The organism is Cupriavidus sp. FW305-46 (assembly GCF_058787075.1).
On sequence record NZ_JBYSZI010000029.1, the window covers coordinates 28,662 to 50,322 of the forward strand.

The window sequence follows — 21,661 nt, forward strand, 5'->3', positions numbered from 1 at the left end:
CAATGAGTCATTTCCTGGATCGACTGAAGTTCATGTCGCGCGTCAAGTCCACCTATGCGGACGGCCACGGCGCGGTGGTGAACGAAGACCGCAAGTGGGAAGACGGCTATCGCAGCCGCTGGCAGCACGACAAGATCGTGCGCTCGACCCACGGCGTGAACTGCACCGGCTCCTGCTCGTGGAAGGTCTACGTGAAGAACGGCCTGATCACGTGGGAGACCCAGCAGACCGACTATCCGCGCACGCGCCCGGACCTGCCCAACCATGAGCCGCGCGGCTGCCCGCGCGGCGCCTCGTACAGCTGGTACGTCTACTCCGCGCAACGCGTCAAGTACCCGATGATCCGCGGCCGCCTGATGGAGATGTGGCGCGAGGCCCGCAAGACCATGGATCCGATCGCCGCGTGGGAATCGATCAGCCAGGATCCGAAGAAGGCCGCGCGCTACAAGAGCGTGCGCGGGCAGGGCGGCTTCGTGCGCGCCGACTGGAACACCGCCACCGAGATCATTGCCGCGGCCAATGCCTTTACCGTGAAGAAGTTCGGTCCGGACCGCGTGATCGGCTTCTCGCCGATCCCGGCCATGTCGATGGTGTCGTATGCCGCCGGCGCACGCTACCTGAGCCTGCTCGGCGGCGCCTGCCTGTCGTTCTACGACTGGTACTGCGACCTGCCGCCGGCCAGCCCGCAAGTGTGGGGGGAACAGACCGACGTGCCGGAATCGGCCGACTGGTACAACTCCACCTACCTGATGGTGTGGGGCTCGAACGTGCCGCAGACCCGCACGCCCGACGCGCACTTCTACACCGAGGTCCGCTACAAGGGCACCAAGACCGTCGCGGTGTCATCTGACTTCGGCGAGATGGTCAAGTTCGGCGACATCTGGCTGGCGCCGAAGCAAGGCACCGACGCCGCGCTGGCGATGGCCATGGGCCACGTGGTGCTGAAGGAATTCCACGCCAGCGGCAAGTCCGCCTACTTCCGCGACTACGTGAAGCAGTACACCGACATGCCGATGCTGGTGCTGCTGCGTGACAACCAGGGCACGCTGGTGCCCGACCACTTCCTGCGCGCGTCGCACCTGGCCGACAACCTCGGCGAAGCCAACCATCCCGAGTGGAAGACCCTGCTGGTCGACGACGCCACCGGCGAGATCGTCGCGCCCAACGGCTCGATCGGCTTCCGCTGGGGCGAAGGCGCCCACAACGGCGGCGAGAAGGTCGGCCGCTGGAACCTGGAGATGAAGGACGGCGGCAGCGGCCGCCCGGTCGAGCCGCGCCTGTCGCTGCTCGGCAATGAAGACGAGGTGGTGGAAGTGGGCTTCCCCTACTTCGGCGGCGAACACGATGAACTGCTGCGCCGCCGCGTGCCGGCACGCCGGCTGACGCTGGCCGATGGCAGCACTGCGCTGGTGGCGACCGTGTATGACCTGCAGATGGCCAACTACGGCGTGGATCAGGGACTCGGCGGCCCGAACGTCGCCGCCTCGTACGACGATGACGTGCCCTACACCCCCGCCTGGCAGGAAAAGCACACCTCAGTCCCGGCCCGCCTGGTGACGCAGGTTGCGCGCGAATTCGCCGACAACGCCGACCGCACGCAGGGCAAGAGCATGGTCATCGTCGGTGCCGCGCTCAACCACTGGTACCACAACGACATGATCTACCGCGGCATCATCAACCTGCTGATGATGTGCGGCTGCATCGGCAAGAGCGGCGGCGGCTGGGCCCACTACGTCGGCCAGGAAAAGCTGCGCCCGCAGTTCGGCTGGGCACCGCTCGCCTTCGGCCTGGACTGGTCGCGCCCGCCGCGCCAGATGAACGGCACTTCGTTCTTCTACAACCACACCAGCCAGTGGCGCCACGAGAAGCTGGCCGTCGACGAGATCCTGTCGCCGACCGCCGACCGCAAGCGCTATGACGGCCTGTCGCTGCTGGACCTGAACGCGCGCTCCGAACGCATGGGATGGCTGCCGTCGGCACCGCAGCTCGGCACCAATCCGCTCGACGTGGTCGATGCGGCCGAGCGCGCCGGGCAGGACCCGGTCGCCTACACGGTCGAGCAACTGAAGTCCGGCAAGCTCCAGTTCGCCTGCGACGATCCCGACAACCCGGCCAACTTCCCGCGCAATATGTTCGTGTGGCGCTCCAACATCCTGGGCAGCTCGGGCAAGGGGCATGAGTACTTCCTGAAGTACCTGCTGGGCACGCAGAACGCCGTGTTCGGCGACGAGAACGACGCCATCAAGCCGAGCGAAGTCAACGTGCGCCCGGCCGCCGAAGGCAAGCTGGACCTGCTGACCGTGCTGGATTTCCGCATGAGCACCACCTGCCTGTACGGCGACATCGTGCTGCCCACCGCCACCTGGTACGAGAAGGACGACCTCAACACGTCCGACATGCACCCGTTCATCCACCCGCTGTCCGAAGCCGTGCAGCCGCTGTGGGAAAGCAAGACCGACTGGGAGATCTACAAGGCCATCGCGAAGAAGTTCAGCGAGATCGCCGGGCCCTACCTCGGCACGCGCAAGGACCTGGTGTGCACGCCGCTGCTGCACGACACCCCGGGCGAACTGGGCCAGCCGTTCGAGCCGAAGGACTGGAAGGCCGGCGAGTGCGACCTGATCCCCGGCAAGACCGCGCCGTCGATGACCGTGGTCGAACGCAACTACGCCGACATCTACAAGAAATTCACCTCGATCGGGCCGCTGCTGGACAAGCTCGGCAATGGCGGCAAGGGCATCAACTGGAACACCCAGCATGAAGTGAAGGAGATCGGCCACCTCAGCCACACGGTGAAGGAGCCCGGCGTCAGCCAGGGCCGCCCGCGGCTGGAGAGCGCGATCGATGCCGCCGAGATGATCCTGACCTTCGCGCCCGAGACCAACGGCCATGTCGCCGTCAAGGCGTGGGAAGCGCTGTCGAAGATCACCGGCCGCGACCACACGCACCTGGCCGAAGGCCGCGAGCACGACAAGATCCGCTTCCGCGACGTGCAGGCGCAGCCGCGCAAGATCATCTCCGCGCCGACCTGGTCGGGCCTGGAATCGGAAGAGGTCAGCTACAACGCCGGCTACACCAACGTGCACGAGCTGATCCCCTGGCGCACGCTGACCGGCCGCCAGCAGTTCTGGCAGGACCACCGCTGGATGCTGGACTTCGGCGAAGGCGCGTGCGTGTACAAGCCGGCCATCGACACCAAGACCGTGGCGCCGATGCTGGGCAAGAGGCCCAACGGCAACCCGGAGCTGGTGCTGAACTGGATCACGCCGCACCAGAAGTGGGGCATCCACTCCACCTACTCGGACAACCTGCGCATGCTGACGCTGTCGCGCGGCGGCCCGCACGTGTGGATCTCGGAGACCGAGGCCAAGGCCAACGGCATCCGCGACAACGACTGGGTCGAGGTCTTCAACGTCAACGGCACGCTGACGGCGCGCGTGGTGGTGTCGCAGCGCGTGCCCAAGGGCATGTGCCTGATGTACCACGCCCAGGAAAAGATCGTGAACGTGCCCGGCGCCGAGACCAGCGGCATGCGCGGCGGCATCCATAACTCGGTCACGCGCGCCGTGACCAAGCCCACCCACATGATCGGCGGCTACGCGCAGCTGGCCTACGGCTTCAACTACTACGGCACCGTGGGCAGCAACCGCGACGAGTTCGTGATCCTGCGCAAGATGAAGAAGGTCGACTGGCTGGAAGGGCCGCTCGTGGAAAAGACTGAGAAGGAAGGAGCCTCGCAATGAAGATCCGTGCCCAGGTGGCCATGGTGCTGAACCTCGACAAGTGCATCGGCTGCCATACCTGCTCCGTGACCTGCAAGAACGTCTGGACCAGCCGCGACGGCGTCGAGTACGCCTGGTTCAACAACGTCGAGACCAAGCCCGGCATCGGCTACCCCAAGGAATGGGAGAACCAGGACAAGTGGCAGGGCGGCTGGAAGCGCAACGCCGACGGCACGCTGGAGCCGCGCCAGGGCGGCAAGCTGAAGATCCTGGCGAACCTGTTCGCCAACCCCAACCTGCCGCAGATCGACGAGTACTACGAGCCCTTCACCTACGACTACGAGCACCTGCAGAAGGCGCCGCTGGTGCAGACCCCGCCCACCGCGCGTCCGGTCTCGGTGCTGACGGGCCGCAAGATGGAAAAGATCGAGTGGGGCCCGAACTGGGAAGACGACCTCGGCGGCGAATTCAGCTCGCGCGGCCGTGACAAGCTCTTCGACGACGTGCAGAAGGAGATGTACTCGACCTTCGAGAACACCTTCATGATGTACCTGCCGCGCCTGTGCGAGCATTGCCTGAACCCGGCCTGCGTGGCCTCGTGCCCGTCGGGCTCGATCTACAAGCGCGAGGACGACGGCATCGTGCTGGTCGACCAGGACAAGTGCCGCGGCTGGCGCATGTGCATCTCGGGCTGCCCGTACAAGAAGATCTACTTCAACTGGCAGAGCGGCAAGGCCGAGAAATGCCTGTTCTGCTATCCGCGCATCGAGGCCGGCCAGCCCACGGTCTGCTCCGAGACCTGCGTCGGCCGCATCCGCTACCTCGGCGTGATGCTGTACGACGCCGACCGCATCGAGCAGGCGGCATCGGTGGCCGATGAGCGCGACCTGTACCAGTCGCAGCTCGACGTCTTCCTCGATCCGCACGACCCGGCGGTGCAGGCCGAGGCGCTGCGCCAGGGCATCCCGCAAACCTGGCTCGATGCCGCGCGCAAGTCGCCGGTCTACAAGATGGCGTGCGAGTGGAAGATCGCCTTCCCGCTGCACCCGGAGTACCGCACCCTGCCGATGGTCTGGTATGTCCCGCCGCTGTCGCCGATCCAATCCGCGGCCGAGGCTGGCCACATGGGCATGAACGGCGTGATCCCGGACGTCAAGAGCCTGCGCATCCCGGTCAAGTACCTGGCCAACCTGCTGACCGCGGGCGACGTGATGCCGGTACTGTCCGCACTGGACCGCATGCTGGCGATGCGCGCGTACAAGCGCTCGCAGGTGGTGGACGGCGTGCAGGACCTGGGCGTGCTGGAGCAGGTGGGCCTGACGCCCGCGCAGGTCGAGGACATGTACCAGACCATGGCCATCGCCAACTACGAGGACCGCTTCGTGATCCCGTCCTCGCACAAGGAGATGGTCGAGGACAGCTTCAACGACAAGGCCAGCTGCGGCTTCACCTTCGGCAACGGCTGCTCGGGCGGCGCCTCGGACGGCTCGCTGTTCGGCAAGAAGCCACAGGGCAGCGTCCACTTCGCCGACATGCCCAAGTCGCGCAAGAAGGCAGTGATGAGCTGATGCCTGCCACGAACCGCACGGAGAACAACATGCCCCTCTATCCCATCCTCAGCGCCCTGCTCGGCTATCCCGAGCAGGAACTGCTCGACGCCCTGCCCGAGATCGACGCCGCGCTGGCCGAATGGCCGCAGGCGCGCGAGCTGCTGGCCCCCGTGACCGGCCTGCTGCGCAGCGAGTCGCTGATCGCGCTGCAGGAGAACTACGTCGCCACCTTCGACCGCAACCCGGCGCACTCGCTGCACCTGTTCGAGCACGTGCACGGCGAAAGCCGCGACCGCGGCCAGGCCATGGTCGACCTGATCGACGAGTACCGGCGCGAAGGCTTTGAACCCGCCGCGTCCGAGCTGCCCGACTACGTGCCGCTGTTCCTGGAGTTCCTCGGCGCGCTGGTGGCCGACGGCAAGGAAGCGCGCGCCGAGCAATTGCTGGGCGACGCGATCCACGTGCTGGCCGCGATCGGCGAGCGCCTGGCGCGCAACGAAAGCCCGTACGCCGGCGTGTTCGCGGTGCTGCGCACGCTGACCGACGTGCAGCCGCAACCGCAGCAGGAGCCGCCGGTGCGGGATATGGATGAAGCGCTGGAGACCTTCGGGCCGGGGGCTGATGGCGTGGAGCCGTTGCTGGCGCCGCAAGGCGGGCCGCAGGCGGTGAAGTTCTATCCGCGTGGCACGGCGCCGGTGCCATTGCCTTGCTGAAATGCTTACGCGAGCCGACTGTTTGCTCCCCTCCCCCCTGAGGGGAAGAGGGAACACAGTCGGCAACAGCTAAGACACAGGCAAGCCAAACACACGATCGATCCTAGCGAGCTAACACACCATGGCAACCCTCCACCAATTCCTCTACGGCATCTACCCGTACATCGCTGCCGCCATCTTCCTGTTCGGCAGCCTGGCCCGCTTCGAGCGCGAGCAATACACCTGGAAGACCGACAGCTCGCAGGTGCTGTACCGCGGCAACCTGCGCACCGGTAACATTCTGTTCCACGTCGGCATCCTCGGCCTGTTCTTCGGCCACCTGGTCGGCCTGCTGACGCCGGTGGCGGTGTGGGATGCGCTGGGTGTCTCGCACGGCTTCAAGCAGGCCGTGGCAATGGTTGCCGGCGGCGTGATGGGCACCATGTGCCTGGCCGGCCTGCTGATCCTGCTGCACCGCCGCCTGACCAACGCCCGCGTGTCGGCCGTGACCCGCACCGGCGACAAGGTGCTGCTGCTGTGGCTGCTGGTGACGCTGCTGCTGGGCCTGTCCACCATCTTCGAATCCGCCAGCCACATGGACGGCCACATGATGGTGCAGCTGATGACCTGGGCACAGCACATCGTCACGCTGCGCGGCGATGCCGCCAGCTATATCGCCGATGCGCCGCTGCTGTTCAAGGCGCACCTGTTCATGGGCATCACGCTGTTCGCGATCTTCCCGTTCACGCGGCTGGTGCATGTGTGGAGCGGCTTCGCCTCGGTCGGCTATCTCGGCCGCGCCTGGCAACTGGTGCGCAGCCGCTGAGCGCCGCCACCCGACAAGGAGAAACAGCATGCCTGTCACCGTCAACGGCGTGGAACTGCGCGACGCCGATATCGAACGCGAGCTGGACCACCATCACGATGCCGCCAACCCGGCGCGGCTGGCCACCATCTCGGCCATCCTGCGCCAACTGGTGCGCACCGAAGCCGACCGCATCGGCCTTGCCGCCGAAGGACTGGACGACGACGCCCTGGCGCTGGCCCTGCTGGAACGCGAGGCCGGCATCCCCGAGCCCGACGAAGCCAGCTGCCGCCGCCACTACGACAGCCGCCCCGAGCGCTTTCGCGACGGCGAATGGGTCGAGGCCGACCATATCCTGTTCCAGGTCACGCCGCGCGTGCCGCTGGACGCGCTGCGCGAGATTGCCGCGCAGACGCTGGCACTGGTGCGCGGCGATCCTTCCACCTTTCCCGAGCACGCCCGCGCGCTGTCCAACTGCCCGAGCGGCGCCAACGGCGGCCGCCTTGGCCGCGTGTTCCGCGGCGAGACCGCGCCGGAATTCGAGCGCGCGCTGTTCGCCGGACAGCAGGACGGCGTGCTGCCGCATTTGCTTGAGACCCGTTATGGCCTGCATATCGTGCGCATCCTGGAACGCTGCCCCGGCACGCGCCTGCCCTTCGATGCGGTGCGCGGCGACATTGCCCGCGCCCTGGCCAGCGCCGCGCGCGACCGTGCCTGGAAGCAGTATGCCAGCCTGCTGATCGGGCGCGCGCGCATCGAAGGCATCGAGCTGGAGGGCGCCGACAGCCCGCTGGTGCAGTAGCGCCCGGACGCCGCCATGCATCACATCGAACAACTGCTCAAAGGTTTCGAACGCTTCCAGCAACGCTATTTCGACGACGAGCCCGGGCTGTTCGACACGCTGCGCACGGGCCAGCGGCCGCCCACGCTGCTGATCGGCTGCAGCGATTCACGCGTCGATCCTGGCCTGCTGCTGGGCTGCGATCCGGGCGAGCTCTTTACCGTGCGCAATATCGGCAACCTGGTGCCGCCCTGCACCGGCCGCCATGAAGGCAGCCTGCACGGCGTATCCGCGGCGATCCAGTTTGCCGTGCAGCAGCTGCGCGTGGCGCGCATCATCGTGATGGGCCACGGCGGCTGCGGCGGCATCCGCGCCTTGCTGGCGCAGCCGGCCGACGCCGGCGACCATCCGCCCGACGAAAGCGAAGACCCCGACTACATCGGCGCCTGGGTGCGCATCGCGGCACCAGCGCGCAGGCAGGTGGAGGAAACCCTGGCCGCGGCCAGCGCCGCCGAGCGCCAGCGCGCCTGCGAACAGGCGGCGATCCTGGTGTCGCTGCGCAACCTGCAGACTTTCCCGTTCGTGCGGCGCGCACTGGAGGCCGGCACGCTGACGCTGCACGGCTGGTATTTCGACTTGCAGGCCGGCGCGCTGCTGGCCTATTCGCAGCGTGCCGACAGCTTCCTGCCGCTGGTGTGCCCGCTGCCCGCCCAAACTGAACTCCGCGAACCCTGCGAACCCTGACCCCATGCATCCCTTCATCCTTGGCATTACCGGCACCTCCGGCAGCGGCAAGACCACGCTGATCACGGCACTGCTGCCGTGGTTCCGCGCGCAGGGCCTGACCGTCAACGTGATCAAGCACAGCCATCATCCGCTGGAACTGGAGCCGCCGGGCAAGGACAGCGCGCGCTTTCGCGCCGCCGGCGCGGCCGAGGTGATGGTGGCATCGCCCTATCGCTTCGCCATCGTGCGCGAACTGGCCGACGAGGCCGAGCCGACGCTGGCCGAGCAGGTGGCGCGCCTGCGGCCGGCCGATATCACGCTGGTGGAAGGCTTCCGGCGCGAGGCGATTCCGCGCATCGAGGTCTACCGGCCGGCGCACGGGCGCGCGCCCTACTACCCGGGCGACCCTTCGATCGTCGCGCTGGCCAGCGATGCGCGCATGGACACGGTACTGCCTTGCATGGCCCTTGACGACATTGCACAGGTGGGGGGCTTCATCCTCGCCATGAAGGACGAGGCGGGGGCGGCGAGCGCGGCCGCCGCGTTCAGTCGCTCGCGCGACGGTGCAACGGCCAGATGACATTCACGGCCTCGCCGTCGTTGCGGTAGGCGTGGCAGGTGTCCAGTATCCAGGGCCGGGGTACGGGCTCGTCTCCCGCCAGCTTGGCATGCCACGGCGACTGTTCGCGCTGGACATGATGGTCTGCATCGCGGTGGTGGCCAGCGGCCCCAGCAGCTCGGTCAGGTGGGTACAGCCCTTGGCGCCCCCCAGGCGCGCCCTGGCCTGCTGCCGGAAGCCGCCGCCGATGCGCAGGCCCTCGAGCTGCCGATAGGCGGCGTTGATCTCCGCGCAGTATGGCGTCGGGCCGGTCTCGGTGCGGGCCTCGAAGCGCCGGATCACCAGGTCCGCGTCGATCGTCATGCACAGGCGCATCTGGTGAATGAAGCCCCCGTCGGGCACGCTGACAAAGGGCAGTTCGGTGGCGTCGGCGGAAATATCATCCATATCGGCCTCGATGTCATAGAGGCCATCGTCGCGCAGATAGCCGCGGCATTGGATCTGGCGGGTGTGACGCAGCGTGCGTCCGGGTTGGGGCGTGGGGGCTGTTTCCATGCGTGTTTCCGTCGGGCTTCTGGTATTGCCGGTCATGATGGACGCTAGCGGCGCCGGAATCGCCCCCCAGTATCGGGTGGCGCGGCTCCAGTGCCGCGCAGGATCGCCGCCAGATGGCTACCAGCTGCTGTCCGGGCTGCCCGCGCCGGAGGCACGGTGGCTGGCAAAGTGCTCCAGCAGGAAATCCACCAGCGCCCGCACCTTGTCCGGACGATGGTTGCGCGCCGGGAACACCAGGTGGATATCCGCGGGCGCGAACTGCCATTGCGGCAGCACCCGGCGCAGGGCGCCGCTGCGCAGGGGCTCCGCAACATCCCACTCGGAGCGCACGATCAGGCCCTGGCCATCGAGCGCCCAGGCCAGCGCCGACTCGCCGTCATTGGTGCTCATGGTGCCGCGGACCTTGACGGTCTCCTGCTGCGCGCCATGGCGCAGGTGCCAGGTGCCGAAGGTCTCGTCGGCTTCGCGGATGAAGATGCAGTTGTGCCGCGCCAGCTCGCGCGGGCTTGACGGCTCGCCCCGCGCTTTCAGGTAGGACGGCGCGGCACAGAGCAGGCGGCGGTTGTTGGCCAGCAGGCGCGCCGTCAGCCTCACGTCCGGCATCTCGCCAAAGTGGATCATGGCGTCCAGGCCCTGCTCGACCAGGTTCAGGGGCCGGTCGGTCAGGTAGAGCTGGACTTCGATGTTCGGAAAGCGGCGCGAGAACCCCGACAGCGCCGGCGCGATATGCCGCCGTCCGAAGCCGAGCGTTGCGCCGATCTTCAGCAAGCCGTGCGGGGTGCTGCCGGTACCCGCGATCGATCGCTCCAGTGCCTCCATCTCCGCAAGGATCCGCGCGCCCTCCACCAGATAGCTTTCCCCTTCCGGCGTCAGGCTGATGCGGCGCGTGGTCCGGTGCAGCAACCGGACGCGCAGCCGCGCCTCCAGCCCCGCCAGCCGCTTGCTGACCGCGGGCGGCGTCACGCCAAGCTCCTGCGCCGCGCCGGCCAGGCTGCCGTGCTTGTTGATGCACGCAAAGAACGCGACGTCCGAGAGGTTATCCATTAGTGAATACCAGGAAACAAAGAAGTAACTGAGTTTGAATTATGTGCCTCTGGGTGAATGATACGATGGTTTCCATAACGATTCCTAAACCAGGAGACACCCATGAAAGTTGCCCACCTCACGGCCTTGCTGCTGTGTGCCGCGTCGATCGGCACGGCCGCGGCCCAGTCCTATCCCCAGCGCCCGGTACGCCTGATCGTGCCGTACGCCCCGGGCGGCAGCGCAGACATCGCCGCCCGCCTGGTCTCGGATGCCTGGTCGAAGAGCCTGGGCGGCACCATCGTGGTCGAGAACCGTGCCGGCGCCGGCGGCAATATCGGCGTCGATGCCGTGGCCAAGGCCGCCGCCGACGGCTACACCATCGGCCTGCAGACGGTGTCCCTGGCCATCAACCCGGGCCTGTTCCCGCGCATGCCGTATGACACGCTGAAGGACCTGGCCCCGATCGGCATGGTCGCCAGTTCGCAGCATGTGCTGGTGGTCAACAACAACGTGCCCGCCAGGAACCTGCAGGAACTGATCGCCGCTGCCAGGGCCACGCCGGGCAAGCTGACCTACGGGTCCGCGGGCAACGGCAGCACCTTCCATATGTCGGCCGAGCTGTTCAAGTCGGTGGCCAACGTCTCCATCGTCCACGTGCCGTACCGCGGCGGCGGCCCTGCCCTGGTCGACACCATCGCGGGCCAGGTCGACATGAGCTTCCCGGTGATCTCGGCCGCGCAGCAGCATGTGCAGGGCGGCAAGCTCAAGGCGCTCGCCGTCACCGGCAGCAAGCGCGCGCCGCAGTTGCCCAATGTGCCGACCGCGGCCGAGGCGGGCCTGCCCGGCTATGCCTTCGAGACCTGGTTCATGGTGTTTGCCCCGGCCGGCACGCCCAGGCCCGTGATCGACAAGCTGAACGCGACGCTGAACACCGCGCTGGCCGCCCAGGCAACCCGTGAGCGCATGCTCAAGGAAGGCTTCGAGCCCACCCCGACCACGCCCGAGGCCGCCCGCCAGCGCCTGGAAAAGGAGATGCCCGTGTGGGCCAACCTGATCAGGCAGCGCGGCATCACCGCGGAATAACGACAGACAAGGCAGTTGCCATGACCCCCAAGACGCTATACCAGAAGCTGGTCGACTCCCATACCGTGGCCAGGATCGACGACGACAATGTGCTGTTGTACTGCGACCTGCACCTGATGAACGAGTACACCAGCCCGCAGGCTTTCGCCGGGCTGCGTGAACAGGACCGCGGCGTGCTGGTGCCCGGCCAGAACGTCTCGGTGGTCAGCCATATCATCCCGACGCACCCCAGCGCAATCCGCGTGATCGCGGACCCGGCCTCGGCGCTGCAGGCCACCAACCTGCGTGCCAATTGCGAGCGGCACGCGATCCCGCTGTTCGACACCAACGACACGCTGCAGGGCATCGAGCATGTGATCGCGCCCGAGCACGGCATGATCCGGCCGGGCATGGTGGTGATCTGCGGCGACAGCCATACCACCACCTATGGCGCGCTCGGCGCGCTGGGCTTCGGCATCGGCACCTCCGAGGTCGAGCATGTGCTGGCCACCCAGACGCTGGTCTACCGGATGGCCAGGACCATGCGCATCCGCGTGGACGGCAAGCTGCCCGCCGGCACCACCGCCAAGGACCTGATCCTCAGGATCATCGGCGCGATCGGCGCGCAGGGTGCGCGCGGCTATGTGGTGGAGTACTGCGGATCGGCGATCCGCGACCTGAGCGTCGAGGCACGCTTCACGCTGTGCAACATGACCGTGGAGGCCGCGGCGCGCGGCGCGCTGATCGCGCCGGACGCGGTCGCCACCGACTATGTGCTGCGCCGCGCCGTCGATATCGAAGGCCCGCAGCGCGACGCCGCGCTCGGCTACTGGGCGACTCTCCAAAGCGATGCTGACGCCGTGTTCGACATGGACTTCGTGTTCGACGCAAGCGAGATCGAGCCCTACGTGACCTGGGGCACCAGCCCGGACCAGGTGCTGCCGGTGTCCGGCCAGATCCCGTTCCCGGAAGACCAGCTCGATGAGGCCGAGCAGCGCTCGGTCGAGCGCGCGCTGGCGTACACGCACCTGCAGCCGGGCGCCGCGCTGGCAGGCACGCCGATCCAGCACGTCTTCATCGGCTCCTGCACCAACGGCCGTATCGAGGACCTGCGCGCGGTGGCCAGCGTGGTGCGCGGCCGCAAGGTGGCCGCCGGGGTCCGGGCCATGGTGGTGCCCGGATCGGGCGCGGTCAAGGCCCAGGCCGAGCGCGAGGGCCTGGCCGAAGTCCTCACCGCCGCCGGCTTTGAATGGCGGCAACCGGGCTGCTCGATGTGCCTGGCCATGAACGACGACGTGCTCGCCAACGGCGTACGCTGCGCTTCCACCACCAACCGCAATTTCGAGGGCCGGCAGGGACGCGGTGCCATCACCCACCTGATGAGCCCGGCCATGGCCGCCGCGGCCGCCGTCACCGGCGTCATCACCGACGTCCGCAAGCTGGAGATCACCCATGCCTGAACCCACCTGCATCGCCGGCAAAGGCGCCGCCATCCGCTTCGAGAACCTCGATACCGACCAGATCATCCCCAAGCAGTTCCTGCGCGGGATCGACAAGGCCGGGCTGGCCGAGGGCATCCTCTACGACCACCGCTTCGATGCCAGCGGCGCGCCGCGCCCTGGCTTCGTGCTGAACCGGCCCGAGTACGCCGGCACCAGCATCCTGGTAAGCGGCGCCAACTTCGGCTGCGGCTCCAGCCGCGAGCACGCCGTCTGGGGCCTGCAGCAATTCGGCATCCGCGCCGTGATTGCGCCGAGCTTCGGCGAGATCTTCTATTCGAACGCGATGAACAACCGGCTGCTGCTGGTGATGCTGCCGCGCGAGTTGATCGAGCAGTTGATGAACGACGTGGACGCGGACGCGTGCAACACCATCAGCATCGATGTCGGGGCGATGCGCGTGCGCACCCCCTCCGGCAACTACGCCTTCGAGCTGTCGGCACGGCACCGCCGCATGTTTATCGAAGGGCTGGACATGATCGGCCTGTCGCTGCGGCAGCGCGGCGAGATCGAGCAGTTCATCCAGCAGTACCAGAGCGCGTTCCCGTGGACAACGAACGTGGCCAGGCGCACGCGCGACCGCCTGGGCGCGACCTGAAGCATGCCCTTGCAAGCGCATCGCCTTCACGGTGCGCTTGCACCATAGCAACCACAAGCATCAACCACCCCACACTTCGTTCCCGCACCACCGCCGTCGTTTGATGCCAGTCAATTCCATGTCGTCAGTGTGTCCGCATGATTTCCACATGACGACAGGTGCCCGCCACGCAGGCATGGGCACCGCGAAACCGCTTTCCTCACCGCTGATCCACGGCACCCATGAAAGCAAAAAACTGGCTGTACCCGGCAATCGCGGCATTGCCGCTCTCACTCTGGCTCGGGCTGCCACATGCAGCCACCAAGGCAGAACCGAAAGCGGAACAGAAGGCCGCCATCCCCACCCTAACTGCCGCTGAGTTCGACCACGCCCGGCAGATCTACTTCGAGCGCTGCGCCGGCTGCCACGGCGTGCTGCGCAAGGGCGCGACCGGCAAGGCGCTGACGCCTGACATCACCCGCGCACGCGGCACCGAGTACCTGAAGACCTTCATCAAGTACGGCAGCCCCGCCGGCATGCCCAACTGGGGCACCTCGGGCGACCTCTCCGACAAGGAAGTCGACCTGATGGCGCGCTATATCCAGCTCGACCCGCCGACCCCGCCCGAGTACTCGCTGGCCGATATCGAGAAAAGCCGCAAGGACATCCTGCCGGTGGCCCAGCGCCCGACCAGGAAGATGAACCAGTACAACCTGGACAATCTCTTCTCGGTCACGCTGCGCGACGCCGGCGAAGTGGCGCTGATCGACGGCGACAGCAAGCAGATCATCAATATCGTCAAGACCGGCTACGCGGTGCATATCTCGCGCATGTCGGCGTCCGGGCGCTACCTGTACGTGATCGGCCGCGACGCGCGGCTGGACCTGATCGATCTGTGGCTGCCCAAGCCCGATATCGTCGCCGAAGTGAAGATCGGCATGGAGGCACGCTCGGTCGAGACCTCCAAGTACAAGGGCTATGAAGACAAGTATGCCGTGGCCGGCTCCTACTGGCCGCCGCAGTACGTGATCATGGAAGGCGACACGCTCAAGCCGCTCAAGGTGGTCTCCACGCGCGGCATGACCGTGGACAACGAATACCACCCCGAGCCGCGCGTGGCGGCCATCGTCGCCAGCCATTTCCATCCGGAGTTCGTGATCAATGCCAAGGAGACCGGCAAGATCCTGATGGTCGACTACTCGGACCTGTCCAACCTGAAGACCACCACGATTGATTCAGCCAAGTTCCTGCATGACGGCGGCTTCGACGCCACCGGCCGCTACTTCCTGGTGGCCGCCAATGCGTCCGACAAGATCGCCGTGGTCGACACCAAGGAGAACAAGCTGGCCGCGCTGATCGACGTGGGCAAGACCCCGCATCCGGGGCGCGGCGCCAACTTCACGCATCCGAAGTTCGGCCCGGTCTGGACCACCAGCCACCTTGGCGACGAGACCATCAGCCTGATCGGCACCGATCCGGCCGGACACCCCGCGCAGGCGTGGAAGGTGGTGCAGACCATCAAGGGCCAGGGCGGGGGCTCGCTCTTCATCAAGACCCACCCGAAGTCGTCCAACCTGTGGGTCGACACGCCGCTGAACCCTGACGCCAAGCTCAACCAGTCGGTGGCGGTGTTCGACACGCGCAACCTGGAAGCCGGCTACAAGGTGCTGCCGATCGCCGACTGGGCCGACCTCAAGGGCGCGGGCGCCAGGCGCGTGGTGCAGGCCGAGTACAACAAGGCCGGCGACGAGGTCTGGTTCTCGGTCTGGGGCACCAAGGACGGCGAGTCCGCGCTGGTGGTGGTCGACGACAAGACCCGCACGCTCAAGACCGTGATCAAGGACAAGCGCCTGATCACCCCGACCGGCAAGTTCAACGCCTACAACACGCAGCACGACGTGTACTGAGCCGGCGCCACCATGCGTAATCACATCGCCTGGCGGCGCGCTGCACTGGCGGGGCTGGCAACAGCCCTGCTGGGTGCAGCGCCCGGCGCGGCGGCCCAGCCCAATCCTGCCCGGCAGGCGCAGCTTGCGCACTGGCTGCGCGATGACTGCGGCGCCTGCCACGGCATGACGCTGCGCGGCGGGCTGGGCCCGCCGCTGACGCGCGAGGCACTGTCCGGCAAGCCGCCCGAGGGCCTGGTGGCCACCGTGCTGTACGGCCGCCCCGGCACCGCGATGCCGCCCTGGCAACCTTTCATGACGCAGGATGAAGCCCAATGGCTGATCGATCGACTGCAGGCCGGCAAGCCACCGGCCGCCTCGCCGCAAGGCAACTGATCCGCGGCCTGGCCGCGGCCTTGTGCGCCACCGTTGCCGCCGCGCTGGTGGCCGGTTGTGCCAGCGCCGTGCGCGGCACCGGCGACCTGGGCGTGGTGGTGGAGCGCGCCGCCGGACGGCTGCAGATCGTCGAGACCACCGGCATGACCCGGCTGGCAACCGTGGAAGGACTGGGCGATTTGTCCCACGCCAGCGTGGTGTTCTCGCGCGATGCACGCTACGCCTATGTCTTCGGCCGCGACGGCGGCCTGACGCGCGTGGACCTGCTCGGCGCCCGCATCACCCACCGCGTGCTGCAGGCGGGCAACAGCATCGGCGGCGCGATCTCGCAGGATGGCCGCGTGGTGGCCGCGCAGAACTACGCGCCCGGCGGCATCCGCCTGTTCGACGCCCAGACGCTTGAGCCGCTGGCGGAGCTGCCGGCCATCGGCAATGACGGCCGCCGCTCCAAGGTGGTGGGCCTGGCCGACCTGCCCGGCCGCCGCTTTGCCGCCAGCCTGTTCGAATCCGGCGAGGTCTGGATCATCGACGCCAGCGATCCGCGCCAGCCGCAGGTGACACGCCTGCCCGCCGGCCGCGAGCCGTACGACGGACTGGCCACGCCCGACGGCCGCTGGTACCTGGCCGGGCTGTTCGGTGAGGACGGCCTGGCGCTGGTCGACCTGTGGCAGGCGCCACTGCAGTCGCGCCGCGTGCTCTCCGGCTACGGCCGCGGCAGCGCGCCGCTGCCGGTCTACAAGATGCCGCACCTGCGCGGCTGGGCCATGGCCCAGGGCATGGCCTGGCTGCCGGCGATCGGCCGTCATGAGGTGCTGGTGGCCGATCCCGCCAACGGCTGGCAGCAGGCCGCGCGCGTGGCCCTGGCCGGCCAGCCGGTCTTTGTGATGGCACGACCCGACGGGCGCCAGGTCTGGGTCAACTTCGCCTTCCCCCACAACGACACGGTGCAGGTGATCGACACCGCCACGCGCCAGGTGGTGCGCACGCTGCATCCCTGCCGCGGCGTGCTGCACATGGAGTTCACGCCCAAGGGCGAGGCGCTGTGGCTGTCCTGCCGCGACGACGACCGTGTCGAGGTCTACGACACCGCCAGCCTGGCGCGAATTGCCACGCTGCCCGCCGACAACCCCAGCGGCATCTTCTTCACCGTGCGCGCGCAACGGTTCGGCATGTAAAGGGGCACCATGTACGATGAACTGAGCGTCTACGACACCCTGCAGCGCGATTTCCCGCTGCAGCCGCGGCCCTACCAGGCGCTGGCCGGCAAGCTCGGCCTGTGCGAGCACACGCTGCTGAGCCTGCTGGCGCGCGACCTGGGCAGCGGGCGCATCAGCCGCGTCGGCGCCGTGTTCGCGCCCAACGTGATCGGCGTCAGCACGCTGGCGGCGCTGTCCGTGCCGCCGGCCCAGCTGGACCGCGTGGCGGCGCGCGTCAGCGCCTGCGCGGCGGTCAGCCACAACTATGCGCGCAGCGGCCACCCGTACAACCTGTGGTTCGTCGCGGGTGCGCGCGAGCGTCGCATGCTCGATGTCACGCTGGCGTCGATCGGGGACATGACCGGCCTGGCGCCGCTGGACCTGCCGATGGCCCGCGAGTATCACATCGACCTCGGCTTCCCGCTCGCGCGCCCGGGCAGCGCACGCGCCCGCCGCGCTGCCAGCGCGGCCGCTCCCGCCGCTCCCGCCGCGCCTGTCGCCCTGGACGATGACGACTGGCGCCTGGTGGCCGCACTGGAAGCCGGCCTGCCGCTGACGCCGCGCCCGTTCCACGCACTGGCAGCGCAAGCGCGGATGGCGATGCCTCAGGTCCTGGAGCGGCTGACGCGCTGGTCCGCGCAGGGCGTGATCCGGCGCCTGGGCGTGGTGCTGCAGCATGGGCGCTTCGGCTTCGGCCACAACGCCATGTGCGTGTGGGATGTGCCCGACGCACACGTGGACGCCATCGGCATGCGGCTGGCCCGGCAGGCGCGCGTGACCCTGTGCTACCGCCGCGCGCGCCGGCTGCCCGACTGGCCCTACAACCTGTTTGCGATGGTCCATGCGCGCAATGCGCAGGACTTGCAGCCCGCGCTGGCGCGCATCCATGCCACCGCCGGGCTGGAACATGCGCCCGGGACCGTGCTGGTCGGCACGCGCTGCTACAAGCAGCGCGGCACACGCTATGCCATGCAGGTGTCGGCATGACCGGTGCAATCGCCGCACTCGACCCGCTCGACCGCCGCATCATCAACGCGCTGCAGCGCGGGCTGCCGCTGGTGCCGCATCCGTATGCCGAAGCCGCGTCGGCCCTCGGCATCACCGAGACCGAACTGCTGGAGCGGCTGCGCGCACTGCTTGCCGCGGGCGTGCTGACGCGCTTCGGCCCGCTCTACCAGATCGAGCGCGCAGGCGGAAGCTTCGTGCTGTGCGCCTGCCATGCGCCCGCCGCACGGATGGACGCCGTGATCGCCGCCATCAACGCGCACCCCGAGGTCGCCCACCACTACGCGCGCACCCATCACCTGAACCTGTGGTTCGTGCTGGCGGTGGCGAGGCGGGGAGATGTCGCGCCGGTACTCGCGCGCATTGCGGCGGCGGCCGGCGTCGAGATCCTGCCGTTCCCCAAGGAACGCGAGTTCTTCGTCAACCTCTACCTGCCCGCCTGATGCCCGAGCCTGTCGATCCCGTCGACCTGGCGCTGATCCGCGCCACGCAAGCAGGACTGCCGCTGGTGCCGGCGCCCTACGCGGCAGTGGCCGGCGCACTCGGCCTGACCGAGCAGGAAGTGATTGCGCGGCTCGCCGCGATGCAGGCGCGCGGCGTGCTGCGCCGTATCGGCGCCGTTCCCAACCACTACCGGCTGGGCTGGCGCGCCAACGGCATGACCGTGTGGGACGTGGACGATGCGTGCATCGACACGCTGGGCCAGCGCATCGGCGCCCTGCCCTTCGTCAGCCATTGCTATTGCCGTCCGCGCCACTTGCCGCATTGGCCCTACAACCTGTTCGCGATGGTCCATGCGCGCTCCCGCGAAGACGCCGCGCCGCAGGTTGCCGTGATCGCGGCACTGCTTGGCGACGCCTGCCGCGCGCACGACGTGCTGTGGTCCACCCGCATCCTCAAGAAAACCGGGCTGCGCCTGCCGCCGCCCGGCCCAGACCAATAGGAAACCCCCCCCATGTTCCGCCTGTCCCGCTTCATGGAAGCCCTGCGCGATGCCGGCCCGGTGCCGCCGCCGCGCAAGCCCGCCGGCCCGGTGGTGATCTGGAACCTGATCCGCCGCTGCAACCTCAACTGCCGGCACTGCTATGCCACCTCCGCCGACACGGACTTCAAGGGCGAGCTGGACACCGCCGAGGCGCTGCGCGTGCTCGATCAGTTGCGCGATGCGCGCGTACCCGCGCTGATCCTGTCCGGGGGCGAACCGCTGCTGCGGCCGGACCTCTACGAGATTGCCGCACGGGCGCGCGCGCTCGGCTTCCACCTGTCGCTGTCGTCCAACGGCACGCTGCTTGATGCAGCGCATGCCGCGCGGCTAGCGGCGGCGGGCTTCGACTACGTCGGCGTCAGCGTGGACGGCCTGCCCGCCACGCACGACCGCTTCCGCCGCAGCGACGGCGCCTTTGCGCAGGCGCTGACGGGCCTGCGCATTGCGCGCGCGGCCGGTCTGCGCGTGGGCGTGCGCATGACGCTGACCGAAGCCAACGCGGCACAACTGCCCGACCTGGTGGCGCTGACCGAGCGCGAGGGCATCGACAAGTTCTACCTGTCGCACTTCAACTATGCTGGCCGTGCACGCAGCCATCGCGCCGAAGACGCGCACCATGCGCGCACCCGCGCCGCGCTCGACTGGCTGTTCGACCACGTCTGGCAGCGCACGCAGCAGGGCCATGCGGGCGACTTCGTCACCGGCAACAACGATGCGGATGGCGTGTACCTGCTGTACTGGATCGCCAGGCACTTGCCGCACCGCCTGGCGGATATGCGCCAGCGGCTGGAACACTGGGGCGGCAACGCCACCGGGGTCGGCGTGGCCAATATCGACAACCTCGGCAATGTCCATCCCGACACGATGTGGTGGCAGGTGACCGTGGGCAATGTGCGCGAGCGGCCGTTCGGCGAGATCTGGGCCAGCCGCGCCGATCCGCTGATGGCGGGCCTGGCCAGCAAGCCGCGTCCGCTGCAGGGGCGTTGCTCAGGCTGCGCATATCGCGCCATCTGCAACGGCAATACCCGGGTGCGCGCCTTTGCGCTGACAGGCAACGCCTGGGCGGAAGACCCGGGCTGCTACCTGAGCGATGCCGAGATCGCGCATGCGCCGGGCACGGAGGTCGCGGCATGAAGACTGTGCTCCGATGGCTGGTCACCCTGGCCCTTGCCGGCGCCGCGCAGGCCGCCATGGCCGCCGACCCCGCGGCGCTCTACAGCCAGCACTGCGCCGCCTGCCATGGCGCCGACCGCCTCGGCGCCATGGGCCCCGCGCTGCTGCCGGAAAGCCTGGAGCGCTTGCGCGCCGGCGAACTTGACCAGGTGCTGCATGATGGGCGCGCCGCCACGCAGATGCCGGAATTCGCCGCCACGCTGGCCGAGCCTGACTTGAAGGCCCTGGCGCGCTGGCTGCGCACGGCACCCGCAGCCACGCCGCAATGGAACGCGGAGGCCATCCGCGCCAGCCATATCGTCCACCACGCCCCCGGCAGCCTGCCGGCGCGGCCGGTGTTCAGCGCCGATCCGCACAACCTGTTCGTGGTAGTGGAGGCCGGCAGCCATCATATGACCGTGCTCGACGGGGACCGGCTGGCACCGGTCCATCGCTTTGCCACCCGTTTTGCGCTGCACGGCGGCCCCAAGTTCAGCCGCGACGGCCGCTATGTCTACCTGGCCAGCCGCGATGGCTGGGTCAGCAAGTACGACCTGTGGAACCTGGCCTATGTGGCGGAGATCCGGGTCGGCGTGAACACGCGCAACGTCGCCGTCAGCGATGATGGCCGCTGGGTGCTGGCCGGCAATACGCTGCCGCGCACGCTGGTGCTGCTCAATGCCGACGACCTGTCGCTGGCGCGGGTGATCGACGTGAAGGGGCGCAATGGCGAGGCCTCGCGCGTCTCCGCCGTCTACGACGCCGCGCCGCGCCACAGCTTTATTGCCGCGCTGAAGGATATCGCCGAGGTCTGGGAGATTCCGTATGCCGATGCGGCCGGTGCGCCGCTGCCGGCGCTGGCCCCGCGCGTGGTGGTGCTGGACGACGTGCTCGACGACTTCTTCTTCGATCAGTCCTATCGCCATATCCTGGGCGCTTCGCGCAAGGGTGGCGGCCAGGTGATCGACCTGCTGCAGGGCCGCAAGGTCGCGGCGCTTGCGCTTGGCGGCATGCCGCACCTGGGCAGCGGCATCACCTGGCAGCGCGATGGCCGTGAAGTGATGGCCTCGCCCGACCTCGGGCAAGGCCGCATCACGGTGATCGACATGCAGGACTGGCACACGGTCTCCACCATACCGACCAACGGTCCGGGCTTCTTCCTGCGCAGCCATGAAAACACCCCCTACGCCTGGGCCGACGCCATGATGAGCCCGAAGCGCGACACGCTGCAGGTGATCGACAAGCAAGGCCTGCGGGTGGTCGGCAGCGTCACGCCGAGCCCGGGGCGCACCGCTGCCCACGTCGAATTCACGCGCGACGGGCGCTACGCGCTGGTCAGCCTGATGGAGCGCGACGGCGCCATCGTGGTCTACGACGCGGCCACCTTGCAGGAGGTCAGGCGCCTGCCGATGGACAAGCCCATCGGCAAGTACAACGTCTTCAACAAGACCACGCGCTCGGCCGGCACCAGCCACTGAGCCGGCGTG

20 protein-coding genes are annotated in these 21,661 nt (G+C 68.2%); 18 read left to right on the plus strand and 2 right to left on the minus strand.

Annotated features, from left to right (window positions below; genetic code table 11):
• Positions 1-2: 2 nt before the first annotated feature.
• From AC3WON_RS15800 to mobB, 7 genes are all read left to right on the plus strand, one after another.
• Positions 3-3,743: a nitrate reductase subunit alpha gene (locus tag AC3WON_RS15800; protein ID WP_492352207.1), complete on the plus strand. Its 3,741-nt coding sequence runs from the start codon at positions 3-5 to the stop codon at positions 3,741-3,743.
• Positions 3,740-5,290, plus strand: coding sequence for a nitrate reductase subunit beta (narH, locus tag AC3WON_RS15805; protein ID WP_010810870.1), 1,551 nt, complete (start codon positions 3,740-3,742; stop codon positions 5,288-5,290). Before AC3WON_RS15800 ends, narH begins: the two co-directional genes overlap by 4 nt.
• Positions 5,291-5,319: 29 nt before the next feature.
• Positions 5,320-5,985 carry a nitrate reductase molybdenum cofactor assembly chaperone gene (gene narJ / locus AC3WON_RS15810; protein ID WP_492318397.1) on the plus strand — a complete coding sequence of 222 codons (666 nt, stop codon included), beginning with the start codon at positions 5,320-5,322 and terminating at the stop codon, positions 5,983-5,985.
• A gap of 121 nt (positions 5,986-6,106) precedes the next feature.
• On the plus strand, positions 6,107-6,790 hold the full coding sequence (narI, locus tag AC3WON_RS15815) for a respiratory nitrate reductase subunit gamma (protein ID WP_492352208.1): 684 nt from the start codon (positions 6,107-6,109) through the stop codon (positions 6,788-6,790).
• A gap of 28 nt (positions 6,791-6,818) precedes the next feature.
• Positions 6,819-7,571, plus strand: a complete 753-nt coding sequence (locus tag AC3WON_RS15820) for a peptidylprolyl isomerase (protein ID WP_492352209.1) — start codon at positions 6,819-6,821, stop codon at positions 7,569-7,571.
• Positions 7,572-7,586: 15 nt separating this feature from the next.
• Positions 7,587-8,294 (plus strand): carbonic anhydrase, encoded by a 708-nt coding sequence (locus AC3WON_RS15825; protein WP_492318394.1) that lies wholly within the window; start codon positions 7,587-7,589, stop codon positions 8,292-8,294.
• Positions 8,295-8,298: 4 nt separating this feature from the next.
• Positions 8,299-8,856 carry a molybdopterin-guanine dinucleotide biosynthesis protein B gene (gene mobB, locus AC3WON_RS15830; protein ID WP_492318393.1) on the plus strand — a complete coding sequence of 186 codons (558 nt, stop codon included), beginning with the start codon at positions 8,299-8,301 and terminating at the stop codon, positions 8,854-8,856.
• Positions 8,857-8,859: 3 nt separating this feature from the next.
• On the opposite strand, the gene AC3WON_RS15835 is transcribed toward mobB, so the two are convergent.
• Together AC3WON_RS15835 and AC3WON_RS15840 are read right to left on the minus strand one after the other, a co-directional pair.
• A complete protein-coding gene (locus AC3WON_RS15835; RefSeq protein WP_492352210.1) occupies positions 8,860-9,390 on the minus strand; it encodes a DUF2889 domain-containing protein in 531 nt (176 codons plus the stop codon).
• A 117-nt stretch (positions 9,391-9,507) separates the two neighbouring features.
• Positions 9,508-10,434 carry a LysR family transcriptional regulator gene (locus tag AC3WON_RS15840; RefSeq protein ID WP_492352211.1) on the minus strand — a complete coding sequence of 309 codons (927 nt, stop codon included), beginning with the start codon at positions 10,432-10,434 and terminating at the stop codon, positions 9,508-9,510.
• 102 nt (positions 10,435-10,536) lie between these two features.
• On the opposite strand from AC3WON_RS15840, the gene AC3WON_RS15845 reads away from it, so the two are divergent.
• The 11 genes from AC3WON_RS15845 (at position 10,537) to AC3WON_RS15895 (ending at position 21,652) form a co-directional block, all read left to right on the plus strand.
• The gene (locus tag AC3WON_RS15845) at positions 10,537-11,499 is read left to right on the plus strand and encodes a tripartite tricarboxylate transporter substrate binding protein (RefSeq protein WP_492352212.1); all 963 of its coding nucleotides are present in this window, start codon (positions 10,537-10,539) and stop codon (positions 11,497-11,499) included.
• A 20-nt stretch (positions 11,500-11,519) separates the two neighbouring features.
• A complete protein-coding gene (gene leuC / locus AC3WON_RS15850) occupies positions 11,520-12,938 on the plus strand; it encodes a 3-isopropylmalate dehydratase large subunit (protein ID WP_492352213.1) in 1,419 nt (472 codons plus the stop codon).
• Positions 12,931-13,575, plus strand: a complete 645-nt coding sequence (leuD, locus tag AC3WON_RS15855; protein WP_492352214.1) for a 3-isopropylmalate dehydratase small subunit — start codon at positions 12,931-12,933, stop codon at positions 13,573-13,575. The genes leuC and leuD overlap by 8 nt, the downstream gene beginning before the upstream one ends.
• Before the next feature lie 221 nt (positions 13,576-13,796).
• The gene (locus AC3WON_RS15860) at positions 13,797-15,461 is read left to right on the plus strand and encodes a cytochrome D1 domain-containing protein (RefSeq protein WP_492318387.1); all 1,665 of its coding nucleotides are present in this window, start codon (positions 13,797-13,799) and stop codon (positions 15,459-15,461) included.
• Between the two features lie 12 nt (positions 15,462-15,473).
• The gene (locus AC3WON_RS15865; protein WP_492318386.1) at positions 15,474-15,836 is read left to right on the plus strand and encodes a c-type cytochrome; all 363 of its coding nucleotides are present in this window, start codon (positions 15,474-15,476) and stop codon (positions 15,834-15,836) included.
• Entirely contained in the window at positions 15,776-17,011 is a 1,236-nt protein-coding gene (locus AC3WON_RS15870; protein WP_492352215.1) for a cytochrome D1 domain-containing protein, read from the plus strand. Before AC3WON_RS15865 ends, AC3WON_RS15870 begins: the two co-directional genes overlap by 61 nt.
• 9 nt (positions 17,012-17,020) lie before the next feature.
• Entirely contained in the window at positions 17,021-18,019 is a 999-nt protein-coding gene (gene ahbB / locus AC3WON_RS15875; RefSeq protein WP_492352216.1) for a siroheme decarboxylase subunit beta, read from the plus strand.
• The gene (locus tag AC3WON_RS15880; protein WP_492318383.1) at positions 18,016-18,480 is read left to right on the plus strand and encodes an Lrp/AsnC family transcriptional regulator; all 465 of its coding nucleotides are present in this window, start codon (positions 18,016-18,018) and stop codon (positions 18,478-18,480) included. Before ahbB (AC3WON_RS15875) ends, AC3WON_RS15880 begins: the two co-directional genes overlap by 4 nt.
• The gene (gene ahbB, locus AC3WON_RS15885; RefSeq protein WP_492318382.1) at positions 18,480-18,980 is read left to right on the plus strand and encodes a siroheme decarboxylase subunit beta; all 501 of its coding nucleotides are present in this window, start codon (positions 18,480-18,482) and stop codon (positions 18,978-18,980) included. The genes AC3WON_RS15880 and ahbB (AC3WON_RS15885) overlap by 1 nt, the downstream gene beginning before the upstream one ends.
• 12 nt (positions 18,981-18,992) lie before the next feature.
• Positions 18,993-20,156, plus strand: a complete 1,164-nt coding sequence (gene nirJ, locus AC3WON_RS15890) for a heme d1 biosynthesis radical SAM protein NirJ (RefSeq protein WP_492352217.1) — start codon at positions 18,993-18,995, stop codon at positions 20,154-20,156.
• Entirely contained in the window at positions 20,153-21,652 is a 1,500-nt protein-coding gene (locus tag AC3WON_RS15895) for a cytochrome D1 domain-containing protein (protein WP_492352218.1), read from the plus strand. The genes nirJ and AC3WON_RS15895 overlap by 4 nt, the downstream gene beginning before the upstream one ends.
• Positions 21,653-21,661 lie beyond the last annotated feature (9 nt).

Bases quoted from the DNA above. Each gene is read 5' to 3' on its own strand.
- AC3WON_RS15800 (WP_492352207.1), top strand. From the start codon at position 3: ATGAGTCATTTCCTGGATCGACTGAAGTTCATGTCGCGCGTCAAGTCC.
- narH (WP_010810870.1), top strand. From the start codon at position 3,740: ATGAAGATCCGTGCCCAGGTGGCCATGGTGCTGAACCTCGACAAGTGC.
- narJ (WP_492318397.1), top strand. From the start codon at position 5,320: ATGCCCCTCTATCCCATCCTCAGCGCCCTGCTCGGCTATCCCGAGCAG.
- narI (WP_492352208.1), top strand. From the start codon at position 6,107: ATGGCAACCCTCCACCAATTCCTCTACGGCATCTACCCGTACATCGCT.
- AC3WON_RS15820 (WP_492352209.1), top strand. From the start codon at position 6,819: ATGCCTGTCACCGTCAACGGCGTGGAACTGCGCGACGCCGATATCGAA.
- AC3WON_RS15825 (WP_492318394.1), top strand. From the start codon at position 7,587: ATGCATCACATCGAACAACTGCTCAAAGGTTTCGAACGCTTCCAGCAA.
- mobB (WP_492318393.1), top strand. From the start codon at position 8,299: ATGCATCCCTTCATCCTTGGCATTACCGGCACCTCCGGCAGCGGCAAG.
- AC3WON_RS15835 (WP_492352210.1), bottom strand. From the start codon at position 9,390: ATGGAAACAGCCCCCACGCCCCAACCCGGACGCACGCTGCGTCACACC.
- AC3WON_RS15840 (WP_492352211.1), bottom strand. From the start codon at position 10,434: ATGGATAACCTCTCGGACGTCGCGTTCTTTGCGTGCATCAACAAGCAC.
- AC3WON_RS15845 (WP_492352212.1), top strand. From the start codon at position 10,537: ATGAAAGTTGCCCACCTCACGGCCTTGCTGCTGTGTGCCGCGTCGATC.
- leuC (WP_492352213.1), top strand. From the start codon at position 11,520: ATGACCCCCAAGACGCTATACCAGAAGCTGGTCGACTCCCATACCGTG.
- leuD (WP_492352214.1), top strand. From the start codon at position 12,931: ATGCCTGAACCCACCTGCATCGCCGGCAAAGGCGCCGCCATCCGCTTC.
- AC3WON_RS15860 (WP_492318387.1), top strand. From the start codon at position 13,797: ATGAAAGCAAAAAACTGGCTGTACCCGGCAATCGCGGCATTGCCGCTC.
- AC3WON_RS15865 (WP_492318386.1), top strand. From the start codon at position 15,474: ATGCGTAATCACATCGCCTGGCGGCGCGCTGCACTGGCGGGGCTGGCA.
- AC3WON_RS15870 (WP_492352215.1), top strand. From the start codon at position 15,776: ATGGCTGATCGATCGACTGCAGGCCGGCAAGCCACCGGCCGCCTCGCC.
- ahbB (WP_492352216.1), top strand. From the start codon at position 17,021: ATGTACGATGAACTGAGCGTCTACGACACCCTGCAGCGCGATTTCCCG.
- AC3WON_RS15880 (WP_492318383.1), top strand. From the start codon at position 18,016: ATGACCGGTGCAATCGCCGCACTCGACCCGCTCGACCGCCGCATCATC.
- ahbB (WP_492318382.1), top strand. From the start codon at position 18,480: ATGCCCGAGCCTGTCGATCCCGTCGACCTGGCGCTGATCCGCGCCACG.
- nirJ (WP_492352217.1), top strand. From the start codon at position 18,993: ATGTTCCGCCTGTCCCGCTTCATGGAAGCCCTGCGCGATGCCGGCCCG.
- AC3WON_RS15895 (WP_492352218.1), top strand. From the start codon at position 20,153: ATGAAGACTGTGCTCCGATGGCTGGTCACCCTGGCCCTTGCCGGCGCC.